The sequence below is a fragment of the Stenotrophomonas genospecies 3 genome, assembly GCF_054473855.1.
In genome coordinates this window covers 72,958-85,037 of record NZ_JBTMUR010000007.1, presented here as the reverse complement: position 1 = coordinate 85,037, position 12,080 = coordinate 72,958, and the positions used below count along the sequence as shown (strand labels likewise).

Here is a 12,080-nt window from a genome sequence, read left to right as displayed (position 1 = left end):
CCACAACAGTTGTGGAATGATGCCGAATCAACCTGTGGATAGGTGGTGCGGAGCCTTGCAGCAAAAGGCTTGCCCACGCGTGGTGAAAAAACCGTCAGGGCTGATTGGAATCATTGAGGGTGCACGGGGCACATGGCACCGTGTCGCCGTCGCAGGAGGGGATGGCATGGGCATCGGCAACGGGATGCGTGGAATCGGACTGGCGGGCATCGGCCTGCTGGTGGGGTGTGGGCAGTCAACGCCGACTGCGCTGGGCACGCTGGAGTGGGACCGGATCACGGTGCCGGCACCGGCGGCCGAAGTGATCGCCACGGTGGAGGTGCGCGAGGGCCAGCAGGTCAAGGCCGGGACCGTGCTGATGCAGCTGGACCCGGCGCGGGGAGACGCGCAGTTCGCCGCAGCGCAGGCTGATACGGCGCGTGCGCAGGCGCAGCTGGAAGAACTGCAGATCGGCCCACGCCAGGAGCAGATCGCTCAGGCCCAGGCACAACTGGCCGCGTTGCGCGCACAGGCTGCCGAAGCAAGTGCCTATTACCGACGGGTCCAGCCGTTGGCGCAGCAGCGCCTGATCGCCGCCGCCGAACTGGATCGCGCACGTGCCGCCGCCGGCAATGCCGAGGCCAGCGTGCGTGCCGCCGAACAGGCCTGGCTGGAGCGGGTGCACGGCAGCCGTGTGCAGGATATCGCCCAGGGCCAGGCGGCCGCCGATGCCGCACGGGCACAGCAGGTGGTACAGAGCGTGAACCTGCAGAAGCTGCAGTTGCGTGCACCGCGCGACGGGGTAGTCGATGCATTGCCCTACCGGCAGGGTGACCAGGCACCGATCGGTGCGCCGCTGGCAGTGATGCTGGTCGGCGAGCGCCCCTATGCGCGCGTCTACCTGCCGCAACCGCTGCGTCTGCAGGTGAAGGTCGGCCAGGCCGCGCAGATACAGCTGGAAGGCGGCAACACCGTGCTGAAGGGGCATGTACGTGCGATCCGTAGCGAACCATCGTTCACGCCGTACTACGCACTGACCGGCGATGACGTCGAACGGCTGAGCTATCTGGCCGAGATTGAAGTGGATGTGGCCGCCGACATGCAGAAGCTTCCGGCCGGGCTGCCGGTGCAGGTGCGCTTCTGAACACCGGCGAGGACATCGCGGTCCACGCACGCGGGCTGACGCGCCGCTTCGGTGATCTTCTGGCCGTGGACAACGTCGACCTGACCGTGCCGCGCGGACAGGTATACGGGTTTCTGGGCCCGAACGGGTCCGGCAAGTCGACCACCATCCGCATGCTGTGCGGCCTGCTGGAACCCAGCGCAGGGCAGATCGAGGTGCTGGGGTTGGCGGTTCCCGAGCAGGCCGAAGCGCTGCGCCGACGCATCGGCTACATGACCCAGCGCTTCTCGTTGTATGAAGATCTGTCGGTGCGCGAGAACCTGGAGTTCCTCGCCGCCATCCAGGACCTGCCGCGCGCACAGGCCCGGCAGAGGGTCGACGAACTGCTGCAGCAATACCGGCTGCAGGACCGCCAGCCACAACTGGCCGGCACGCTGAGTGGTGGGCAGAAGCAACGCCTGGCCCTGGCCGGTGCCGTGGTGCATTCGCCTGAACTGCTGTTCCTGGACGAGCCGACCAGTGCGGTCGACCCCAAATCGCGCCGCGATTTCTGGGAGGCCCTGTTCGAACTGGCTGATGCCGGCACCACGGTGCTGGTATCGACCCACTACATGGACGAGGCCGAGCGCTGCCATCGCCTGGCGATCCTTGATCGTGGTGCACTGGTGGCCGATGGCACGCCGGCCGAACTCTGTGCACGGCTGGACGGCCGCACGTTGCAGGTCACGTCGGTGGAGCCTCGCCAAGCCAGCCGTGCACTGTCTGAGCTGCCCGGCGTGCTGAGCGTGGCGCAGATCGGCACCCAGCTGCGAGTATTGTGCAGCGAGGATGTCGCGGACGCCGTCGCATTGCGGCGCGCGCTGGCCAGCGCCGATCCGCAGGCCCGCATCGAGGCGGTGGCGCCGAACCTGGAAGACGTCTTCGTCGCCGCTACCCGCGGCCGTGGCCGGGAGCCAGCGGCATGAACCTGCGCCGGCTGTGGGCGATCATGCTCAAGGAGCTGCGGCAGCTGCGCCGCGACCGCATCACGCTGGCGATGATCGTCGGCATTCCGGTGATGCAGCTGCTGCTGTTCGGCTACGCGATCAATCTCAACCTGCGCCATCTCAACGCCGGTGTCGCCGACCAGGCCAACAGTGCGGCGTCACGCGCGCTGGTGCAGGACATGGTCGCCACCGGCGTGATCACGCCGCGCAGCGAGGCGTACACGCCCGATGAACTGATGCAGGCGCTGCGCCGTGGCGAAATCAGTGTCGGCATCGTCGTGCCGGCCGACTTCGAGCGTCGTCGCTTCGATGGACGCGAGGCGGTGCAGGTGCTGGTCGATGGCAGCGACACCGTGGTGCAGAGCGCGGCGATCCAGCTGGCGCAGGTGCCGCTGGATACGCGCCCGACCAGCAACACGCGGCCGCTGCGCGAAGGCAGCATCGCCAGTGGCCAGGTCAGCGTGACCAGCTTCTACAACCCGCAGCGGCGCTCGGCGGTGAACATCGTGCCGGGCCTGATCGGGGTGATCCTGACCATGACCCTGGTGATGTTCACGGCGGTGGCGGTGGTGCGCGAACGCGAGCGCGGCAACATGGAACTGCTGATCGCTACGCCGGTGTCGCGCAGCGAACTGATGGTGGGCAAGGTGCTGCCCTATGCAGCCATCGGTCTGCTGCAGACCACGCTGGTACTGGTGCTGGGCACCTGGCTGTTCCAGGTGCCGATCCGCGGCAGCCTGCTCGATATCTATCTGGCCGCGGTGCTTCTGGTGCTGGCCAACCTGGCGCTGGGCCTGCTGATCTCAACGCGCGCGCGCTCGCAGTTCCAGGCGATGCAGATGACGTTGTTCCTGTTCCTGCCGTCGATCCTGCTGTCGGGCTTCATGTTCCCGTTCGCCGGCATGCCGCGGCCGGTGCAGTGGCTGGCCGAGGTGTTGCCGCTGACCCACTTCCTGCGACTGGTGCGCGGCATCATGCTGCGTGGCGCCTCGCTGTGGGAGCTGTGGCCGGATGGGCTGGCGCTGCTGGCCTTCATCGTGGTGATGATGACGCTGGCCATCCTGCGTTTCCGCAAGCGGTTGGATTAGGGCATGCCATCCGGTAGTGCCGGCCGCTGGCCGGCATCAACTCCGGTGGGTGCCGACCGTTGGTCGGCACACCCTAACCTTATTCCGCCACCACCCGCGCGCGCAGCGAATTGGTCAGCGCTTCGGTGATCACTACGTCCACGAACTGGCCGATCAATCGTGCCGGCGCCGGGAAGTTCACCGAACGCATGTTTTCGGTCTTGCCGGTCAGTTCGTTCGGGTTCTTCCGCGAAGGACCTTCCACCAGCACCGTCTGCACGGTACCGACCATCTTCTCGGAGATGCCGGCGGCGTGTGCATTGATGCGCTCCTGCAGGCGCGACAGGCGCGCGTGCTTCTCGGCATCGCTGATCGTGTCCTCCAGGTCCGCAGCCGGCGTACCCGGGCGACGCGAATAGATGAAGGAGAAGCTGTGGTCGAAGCCGATGTCCTCGATCAGCTTCATGGTCTTCTCGAAATCGGCATCGGTCTCGCCGGGGAAGCCAACGATGAAGTCCGAGCTGATCGAGATGTCCGGGCGCACCGCGCGCAGCTTGCGGATCTTCGACTTGAATTCCAGTGCGGTGTAGCCACGCTTCATCGCCGACAGCACGCGGTCGCTGCCGGCCTGCACCGGCAGGTGCAGGAAGTTGGCCAGCTGCGGGACGTCGCGGAACGCATCGATCAGCGAATCGCTGAACTCCAGCGGGTGCGAGGTGGTGAAGCGGATGCGGCCGACGCCGTCGATCTCGGCGATGGTGCGGATCAGCAGGCCGAGGTCGGCGAACTCGCCGTCGCCATACGGGCCACGATAGGCGTTGACGTTCTGGCCGAGCAGGTTGATCTCACGCACGCCCTGTGCAGCCAGCTGCGCCACCTCCACCACCACGTCCTCGAACGGGCGGCTGACTTCGGTACCGCGGGTGTAGGGCACCACGCAGAACGAGCAGTACTTGGAACAGCCTTCCATGATCGAGACGAAGGCCGAAGCGCCTTCGGCGCGCGGTTCCGGCAGGCGGTCGAACTTCTCGATCTCGGGGAAGCTGATGTCCACCTGCGGGCGCTTCTGCTCGCGCCGTGCACGGATCAGTTCCGGCAGGCGGTGCAGGGTCTGCGGGCCGAACACCAGGTCGACGAACGGCGCGCGCTTGATGATTGCCTCGCCTTCCTGCGAAGCGACGCAGCCGCCGACGCCGATGATGACCTCGCGGCCCTTGTTCTTCAGGCCCTTCCACACGCCCAGCTGGCTGAACACCTTCTCCTGCGCCTTCTCGCGGATGGAGCAGGTATTGACCAGGATGACGTCGGCGTCGTCCGGGCTGTCGGTCAGTTCCAGCCCATCGCTGGCGGCAAGCACGTCGGCCATCTTGGCCGAGTCGTACTCGTTCATCTGGCAACCGTGGGTCTTGATGTACAGCTTGCCTTTCACCTGGTCGGGCTTGCGCGGACCGGCGGGCAGGGCAACGAGCGGGGTACCGCCCGGCGTGGCGGGCGGAAAGACGTCTGGCGTCCCGGTCATGGCGCTTAATCCATTCGGGTGGCGGGAAAGCGGGCAATTCTACCCGCATCCCAGCGCGCGCGCCGGCCCAGTAGAGCCAGGCCATGCCTGGCTGCTTTCCGTCCCGCAGGCACGGCGGGCGGGTCATCCACACATGGCGTGGATCTACTGGAATTCCGGGTCCGCCCCCCGGTAGCGCCCGGCCGTGCCCGTCGGCACGCCTCAGGCCGCTGCCAGCTCCGCATCGATCTGCCGCGAACGGTCGAAAGCGGTCATCGCACTCATCCGTGCAATGTAATCAGCCGTGGCCGGCGCCGGCTGCACCAGGCCGAAGGCGGTGGTCCAAGCCAGCGCATTGCCCCACAGCACGTCGGCGGCGCTCATCGTCTCGCCGAGCAGGTACGGCCCCTGTGCCAGCTGGGCTTCGATCACCTGCAGCACCGTCTCCGCGTCGTTGTAGGGCGACATCAGGCGCGGCGGCGGCTCGCGGTGCATTGCCTTGTCGATCATCGCCGGCTCGAAACAGGCGCCGTAGAAGGCCATCCAGCGCAGGTAGGGGCCGCGCAGGGCGTCGCCGATCGGCGGGGCCAGCCCGGCTTCCGGGTACAGGTCGGCCAGGTACAGGTAGATCGCCACCTGTTCGGTCACCAGTGCGCCGTTGTGGACGATGGCCGGCACCTTGCCCATCGGGTTGATGGCCAGGTAGGCCGGGGCCAGGTTGGCGCCGGCCTTCAGGTCCAGCACCTGCATGCGGTAGTCGGCACCCAGCGCTTCGAGCAGGGCCACGGCGCCGCTCGAGCGTGAACGGGCGGCGTGGTACAGGGTGATCTGGCGGGATGTCATGGCATTGCTCCTTGCGGTGGGTGGTGAACTGGAGCTCATCCTGGGGCACTATTGCGGACGACTTCTGTCCTCGATCCTTCATGCGCCATACCGCCCATCGACTGTTGCGCCTGATCGCCCTGCTGCAGGCCCGTCGCCAGTGGTCCGGGGCCGAACTGGCCGAGCGCATGGGCGTGGACCGGCGCAGCATCCGTCGTGACATCGAGCGGCTGCGTGAGCTGGGTTACCCCGTGCAGGCCTCGGCCGGGGTCGGCGGTGGCTACCAGCTCGGCGCCGGCGCACCGGTGCTGCCGATGCTGCTTGACGAGGAGGAGGCGACCACCCTGGCCATCGCCCTGCGCGCCGCCTCGGCGACCGTCGCCGGCATCGACGACACGGCGCGGGGCCTGCTGTCCAAGCTCGACCCGCTGGTGCCGACCCGTCGCCGCCAGCAGGCTGGCGAGGTGCATGCAGCGACGGCCACCCTGTCCGATCTTCCGTCCACCGATGCGCGCGTGCTCGGGCGGCTGGCCCAGTACTGCCGGCAGGCGTCACGGCTGGCCTTCGAATACCGCAGCGCACAGGAGGCCGTCACCCAGCGCGAGGTCGAGGCCCAGCACCTGGTCAACTACGGGCGGCGCTGGTACCTGCTGGCCTGGGATCTGGGCCGGCAGGACTGGCGCACCCTGCGCGTGGACCGGATGGGCGAGGTGCGGGAATGTGCCGAGCCGGGCATGCACCGGCGCACCCCGGCGCCACCGGACGTGATGGTGCGGCAGGCGGTCAGCCAGGCCCCGTTCGCGCTACAGGCGATCCTCCGCCTGGCCGGCAGCTACGCGGAGCTGGAAGGACGCATCCCGCCCTGGTGCGGCGTGCTGGAAACCGATGGCGCGGACCATTGCCTGCTGCGGATGGGGGCCGAAAGCCGCGGCATGATGCTGGCGCAGATCCTGAGCCTGGACCGGCTGCCGGTGGCGCTGTGGACCACGCCGCCCGGCCTGCGTGACGAACTGGCCCAACGCCTGGCAGGGTTGGGCCAGCTGCTGGCTGTGCCGCCGGTCACAGCCTGAGCCGCATCGCTTGGCAAGTTCCGGCGAAGCTGGGACACTCGTCGCCATGAAGGGGATACTGGGGACAACGGCGATCATCATCGCTGCGCTGGCCGCTGCGCCGGCCAGCGCCGGAACCCTGTACAAGTGCCAGGGCCCTGACGGCGTCACCAGTTATGTGAGCAAGCGGGTGGCCGGTGCGCGCTGCAGCACCATCAGCTACAGCCGTGACACCCGTCCGGCGCCGCGCCCGGTAGTGGCCGCGCCCAGGCCGGCGCCGACCACGGTGGCCAGCATCGAACGCAATCCGGTGGCCGTTGCCGCCGGTGCCGCAGCGCCGGCAACGCTCGCGCCCGCGTCCGTACCCGCATCCGTACCCGCGCAGCCGGTCGCGTCGCGCGCCGGTCGCATGGTCAGCGGTCAGGTCTATTCCTTCATGAAGGACGGCGTGCGCCACTACACCAGTGCGCGCCCGACCCAGGTGGCCAACCTCGGTCCGGTACGGACCATCCGCTACAGTTTCATGGAGCGTTGCTACGCCTGCGGCGTCAATCCGCGCGTGGACTTCGGCACGGTGCGCCTGAACACCACGGCTTTCCAGGGCGAGATCAGCTCGGCCGCGCGCGAGTTCGGCGTGGAAGAGGCCGTGGTGCGCGCGATCATCCACGCCGAGTCGGCCTACAACCCGACCGCGCTCAGCCGTGCCGGTGCGCAGGGCCTGATGCAGCTGATGCCGCCAACCGCCGCGCGCTTCGGTGTCAGTGACTCCTACGATGCCGGGCAGAACATCCGCGGCGGCGTACAGTATCTTGCGTGGTTGTTGAAGCGCTTCAATGGCGATCTGACCCTTGCCGCAGCTGGCTACAACGCCGGCGAAGGCGCGGTCGACCGCCACGGTGGCGTACCGCCCTACAGCGAAACCCAGTACTACGTGCGCCGGGTCGGGCAGCTGGCGGAGCGTTACCGCACCGCATTGACGCACCAGTAGTGTCGGCCGCTGGCGGGCAACCGCTGGGCAATGGCCGGTACCGACCGGCCGCTGGCCGGCAACCCCGCAATCAATGTTGTTGCAATGCGTTGTGTGGCGCGCGACGGTTCAGCTACACTCGACCGTGATTCAATGCGGCTCTGGCCCCCACCGGATCCGCTGGCAGCCTTAAAGCTACCTAATCAATATCGGAGTGCCGGATGGCCAACGATGGGGTACACGATCCAGTCAACACCGGACGTCGGCGTTTTCTTTCTGCCACCACAGCCGTGGTGGGCGCCGTCGGCGTCGGATTCACCGCAGTTCCTTTCATCAAATCCTGGAATCCCAGTGCCCGCGCCAAGCTTGCCGGCGCACCGGTGGTGGCCGACATCAGCGCCCTGCAGGAAGGCCAACGCCTGATCGTGGAATGGCGTGGCCAGCCGATCTGGATCGTCAAACGGTCCAAGGCGATCCTCGATGCGCTGCACGGGCTGGACGGCCGTCTCAAGGACCCCGAGTCCGGCGAGAAGGACCAGCAGCCGGAGTACGTGCTGAAGCAGAACCCCGAGCTGCGCTCGATCAAGCCGGAGATCTCCGTGCTGGTCGGGCTGTGCACGCACCTGGGCTGCTCGCCGGAAATGGTCGCCGAGATCCGGCCCGAGCCCTACGATCCGCAGTGGAAGGGCGGTTACTTCTGCCCGTGCCACAAGTCGCGTTTCGACATGTCCGGCCGCGTCTTCAAGGACGTGCCGGCGCCGATCAACCTGAAGGTGCCCGCGCACCACTACCAGGACGACAACACCATCATCATCGGTGTTGATCCGCAGGGGGCTGCCTGATGGCCAATATCCTCAGCCGTACCGCCAGCGGCGTCGCCGACTGGGTCAATGCCCGCGCGCCGGGCCTGATGCCGGTCTACCGCAAGCACGTCACCGAGTATTACGCGCCGAAGAACTTCAACATCTGGTACTACTTCGGTTCGCTGGCGCTGCTGGTGCTGGTCAACCAGATCGTCACCGGCATCTTCCTGACGATGCACTACAAGACCAACGCCGCCGAGGCGTTCGGCTCCATCGAATACATCATGCGTGATGTGGAGTGGGGCTGGCTGATCCGCTACATGCATTCGACGGGCGCCTCGCTGTTCTTCATCGTGGTCTACCTGCACATGTTCCGCGGCCTGCTGTACGGCAGTTACCAGAAGCCGCGCGAGCTGGTGTGGATCCTCGGCATGCTGATCTACCTGGTGCTGATGGCCGAAGCCTTCATGGGCTACGTGCTGCCATGGGGCCAGATGTCGTTCTGGGGCGCCAAGGTCATCATCTCGCTGTTCGGCGCGATACCGGTGATCGGCAACGGCCTGACCGAGTGGATCATGGGCGACTACCTGCCCAGTGACGCCACGCTCAACCGCTTCTTCGCGCTGCATGTCATCGCTTTGCCGCTGGTGCTGTTGCTGCTGGTGGTGCTGCACCTGGGCGCGCTGCACGAAGTGGGGTCTAACAACCCGGACGGCGTGGAGATCAAGAAGGGGCCGAAGGGCAACCGCTGGTCGCCGAACGCGCCGGCCGACGGCATTCCGTTCCACCCGTACTACACGCTCAAGGATGGCGTCGGCGCCGGCTTCCTGCTGATCATCGCCGCCTTCATCATCTTCTTCGCGCCCGGTTTCGGCGGCCTGTTCCTGGAGCACGACAACTTCACCGAGGCCAACCGCCTGGTGACCCCGGAGCACATCAAGCCGGTCTGGTACTACACGCCGTACTACGCGATGTTGCGCGTGGTACCGAACAAGCTGGGCGGCGTGCTGGTGATGTTCTCGGCCATCGCGATCCTGTTCCTGGTGCCATGGCTGGACAAGGCGCGGGTGAAGTCGGTGCGTTACCGCGGCTGGATCTCGAAGGTGATGCTGGGTGTACTGGCGGTGTGCTTCGTCTGGCTGGGCGTGATCGGCTCCGGCCCGGGTACCGACGTGCACGAGACCTACATCGGGCGGGTGCTGACCTTCCTGTACTTCGCGTTCTTCATCACCATGCCGCTATGGACAAGGTTGGACAAGACCAAGCCGGTACCGGAGAGGGTGACCACGCATGACTGAGCGCTGGATGGTCCGACTGGCCCTGGCGGCCACCTTGATGCTGGGCAGTTTCCTGGCCTCCGCCGCCGAGGGCGGCGCCAAGCTGCTGCAGGCCGGCAACGACCTCGGTGACCGCGCCTCGCTGCAGCGCGGCGCACAGCTGTACATGAACTACTGCTCCGGCTGCCATGCGCTGAAGTACCTGCGCTATTCGCGGATGGCGCAGGACCTGGGGCTGACCGAAGAAGAGGTGATGAACAACCTCAACTTCACCGGCTCGGCGATCGGCGACCCGATCCCGGTGGCGATGCCCAAGGAGAACGCCGAGAAGTGGTTCGGCAAGATGCCGCCGGACCTCAGCCTGATTTCGCGCGTGCGTGGCAGTGACTGGGTCTACACCTATCTCAAGTCGTTCTACCTTGATACCAGCCGGCCGCTGGGCTGGAACAACGCGTTGTTCGCGAACGCCTCCATGCCCAACCCGCTGTGGGAAATGCAGGGCCTGCAGCATGCCGTGCATGGCAAGCCGGAGGCGCCGGGCATGGACCCGCCGGTGACCGGCCTGCGCCTGGAAACGCCAGGCAACGTCGATGCCGGACAGTACGACCAGGCCGTGCGTGACATCACCAACTTCCTCGAATACGCCGGTGAACCGGCCGCGCTCAAGCGCCAGCAGCTGGGCGTGTGGGTGATTCTGTTCCTGGCTCTGCTGACCTTCCTGCTGTACCTGCTGAAGAAGGAATACTGGAAGGACGTTCACTGATTCTGCCGCCGACCATTGCATGGGCCTATTGGCTTTTGTGATGGTCGGTTGCACACTCGGGGAGGAGTCGACCGCTGGCACGGTGCCGGCGGCGCCGATGCGGCAGGCGGTCTCCTGTCGTGGGAGAGCCTTTGATGGCGGCGAGCGTACGCATGCGCAATACACTGACGCTGTTTTCCTCGAACGACGATGTGCTGTGCCACCGTGTACGTCTGGTGCTGGCGGCGAAAGGGGTCACGTTCGACTTCGTTCCGGTCGATCCGCAGAACCCGCCTGAAGACCTGATCGATCTCAATCCGTACCACTCGGTGCCGACCCTGGTCGAGCGCGAGCTGGTGCTGTACGCGGCGTCGGTGGTCAGCGAATACCTGGACGAGCGCTATCCGCATCCGCCGCTGATGCCGGTCGATCCGCTGTCGCGTGCGCGCATCCGCCTGGCCATGCTGCGCATCGAGCACGACTGGGTGCCGCAGGTGCAGGCCATCCAGCTGGGCAACAAGACCCAGGCCGAGGCCGGCCGCAAGCGCCTGAAGGAGTTGCTGACCGCCTCGCTGCCGCTGTTCAAGGCCAGCAAGTTCTTCCTCAACCCGGAAATGAGCCTGGCCGACTGCGCGATGGCGCCGATCATCTGGCGCCTGCAGTCGCTGGACGTGCCGCTGCCGAAGGACGGCAAGGCGATCGAGGACTACGGCAACCGCATCTTCCGCCATCCCGGTTTCGTCCGCAGCCTGACCGATCAGGAAAAGAAACTGCGCGATCTGCCGGTCTGATCCGGCCCCGCATTACCCGTCTGCACGCCGACCGGCGTGCAGGCGATCCGCCCCGGCGGGGCGCCGGGCGCGTACACTTCACGCATGACCGAAGACTTCTTCCACATGACCAGCCACCGCCCGTACCTGCTGCGGGCGCTGGTGGAATGGATCAACGACAACCAGCTGACCCCGCACATCCTGGTCGACGCCGGCGTCCCCGGCGTGCAGGTCCCGCCTTCGGCGGTCAAGGATGGCCGGGTTGTGCTCAACATCGCCGAACGCGCTGTCGTGCGGCTGATGATCGACAACGAGATGGTGAGCTTCTCGGCGCGCTTCTCCGGCACCAGCTACCCGGTGCAGGTGCCGATCAGCGCCGTGCTGGCCGTCTACGCCCGCGAGACCGGGCAGGGCATGGCATTGCCGGATGACATTCCGGGCAACGAAACCGCGCCGACCAGCGACGAGCTGCTGCACGAGGAAGGCACGCCGCCGGACGATACGCCGCCGGCCAGTCCGCCGCCGAAGGGGCGCCCGAACCTGCGCGTGGTCAAGTAATCCCTCTGACGCCGCCCCGATGGGCGGCGTTTTCCTTTACAGGATTTACCGGTGGGTGCCGACCGTTGGTCGGCACTCAAAGCCCTTTGACATCCTCGGCATCCTCCGCATCCGGCCGGATCTGGCTGATCCGCGCCGCGCCCGGGCCAGTGAACGAGATCAACTGGTCGCCGCGCAGCACCATGCGGCCCACGTGGCGATCGATGCCATCGTAGGAATACTCGAACTTGAACGTGCGCTCGAAACCGAGCCGGCCATCCTCGCCGCGCGACAGGCGCAGGCCGGTGGCATGCACCGCCTGGTCCAGCCATTGCACGTCGGCTGCGCGGCAGGCATTGCGTCCCAGCTCGACCGCGCGCTCGGCGGCCGAACGCGCAGCGTTCCAGAAGAAGTAGATGATTCCGCCGGCAATCAGCAACAGCAGCAGGGTGGGCATGGC

Annotated in this window: 13 protein-coding genes; 10 read left to right on the top strand and 3 right to left on the bottom strand. The window is 66.7% G+C overall.

The genetic code is table 11. From position 1 onward, the window contains the following. The first annotated feature begins 166 nt into the window (after window positions 1–166). From ACX9OT_RS11045 to ACX9OT_RS11035, 3 genes are all read left to right on the top strand, one after another. Entirely contained in the window at window positions 167–1,123 is a 957-nt protein-coding gene (locus tag ACX9OT_RS11045; protein WP_459002073.1) for an HlyD family secretion protein, read from the top strand. Window positions 1,124–1,188: 65 nt separating this feature from the next. Next, window positions 1,189–2,067 carry an ABC transporter ATP-binding protein gene (locus tag ACX9OT_RS11040; RefSeq protein ID WP_459002071.1) on the top strand — a complete coding sequence of 293 codons (879 nt, stop codon included), beginning with the start codon at window positions 1,189–1,191 and terminating at the stop codon, window positions 2,065–2,067. Further along, window positions 2,064–3,176 (top strand): ABC transporter permease, encoded by a 1,113-nt coding sequence (locus ACX9OT_RS11035; RefSeq protein ID WP_459002070.1) that lies wholly within the window; start codon window positions 2,064–2,066, stop codon window positions 3,174–3,176. Before ACX9OT_RS11040 ends, ACX9OT_RS11035 begins: the two co-directional genes overlap by 4 nt. Window positions 3,177–3,255: 79 nt before the next feature. Here the strand turns inward: ACX9OT_RS11035 and miaB are convergent, their stop codons facing one another. Both miaB and ACX9OT_RS11025 read right to left on the bottom strand, forming a co-directional pair. Next, a complete protein-coding gene (miaB, locus tag ACX9OT_RS11030) occupies window positions 3,256–4,674 on the bottom strand; it encodes a tRNA (N6-isopentenyl adenosine(37)-C2)-methylthiotransferase MiaB (RefSeq protein WP_049399909.1) in 1,419 nt (472 codons plus the stop codon). Between the two features lie 201 nt (window positions 4,675–4,875). Then, window positions 4,876–5,496, bottom strand: coding sequence for a glutathione S-transferase family protein (locus tag ACX9OT_RS11025; RefSeq protein WP_012510589.1), 621 nt, complete (start codon window positions 5,494–5,496; stop codon window positions 4,876–4,878). Between the two features lie 80 nt (window positions 5,497–5,576). Between ACX9OT_RS11025 and ACX9OT_RS11020 the strand changes: the two genes are divergently transcribed. The 7 genes from ACX9OT_RS11020 to ACX9OT_RS10990 all read left to right on the top strand — a co-directional run bounded on the left by ACX9OT_RS11020 (window position 5,577) and on the right by ACX9OT_RS10990 (window position 11,641). Beyond that, window positions 5,577–6,545, top strand: coding sequence for a helix-turn-helix transcriptional regulator (locus ACX9OT_RS11020; protein ID WP_459002067.1), 969 nt, complete (start codon window positions 5,577–5,579; stop codon window positions 6,543–6,545). 46 nt (window positions 6,546–6,591) lie between these two features. Beyond that, entirely contained in the window at window positions 6,592–7,512 is a 921-nt protein-coding gene (locus tag ACX9OT_RS11015) for a lytic transglycosylase domain-containing protein (protein WP_107432485.1), read from the top strand. 200 nt (window positions 7,513–7,712) lie between these two features. After that, window positions 7,713–8,333, top strand: coding sequence for a ubiquinol-cytochrome c reductase iron-sulfur subunit (gene petA / locus ACX9OT_RS11010; RefSeq protein WP_049423262.1), 621 nt, complete (start codon window positions 7,713–7,715; stop codon window positions 8,331–8,333). Next, on the top strand, window positions 8,333–9,592 hold the full coding sequence (locus tag ACX9OT_RS11005) for a cytochrome b (RefSeq protein WP_110711774.1): 1,260 nt from the start codon (window positions 8,333–8,335) through the stop codon (window positions 9,590–9,592). Before petA ends, ACX9OT_RS11005 begins: the two co-directional genes overlap by 1 nt. After that, a complete protein-coding gene (locus ACX9OT_RS11000; protein ID WP_459002065.1) occupies window positions 9,585–10,334 on the top strand; it encodes a cytochrome c1 in 750 nt (249 codons plus the stop codon). Before ACX9OT_RS11005 ends, ACX9OT_RS11000 begins: the two co-directional genes overlap by 8 nt. A 134-nt stretch (window positions 10,335–10,468) precedes the next feature. Continuing rightward, entirely contained in the window at window positions 10,469–11,104 is a 636-nt protein-coding gene (locus tag ACX9OT_RS10995; RefSeq protein WP_005408842.1) for a glutathione S-transferase N-terminal domain-containing protein, read from the top strand. Between the two features lie 84 nt (window positions 11,105–11,188). Next, window positions 11,189–11,641 (top strand): ClpXP protease specificity-enhancing factor, encoded by a 453-nt coding sequence (locus ACX9OT_RS10990; protein WP_005412806.1) that lies wholly within the window; start codon window positions 11,189–11,191, stop codon window positions 11,639–11,641. A gap of 76 nt (window positions 11,642–11,717) precedes the next feature. On the opposite strand, the gene ACX9OT_RS10985 is transcribed toward ACX9OT_RS10990, so the two are convergent. Then, entirely contained in the window at window positions 11,718–12,077 is a 360-nt protein-coding gene (locus ACX9OT_RS10985; RefSeq protein WP_459002061.1) for a DUF3301 domain-containing protein, read from the bottom strand. Between the last annotated feature and the right edge of the window lie 3 nt (window positions 12,078–12,080).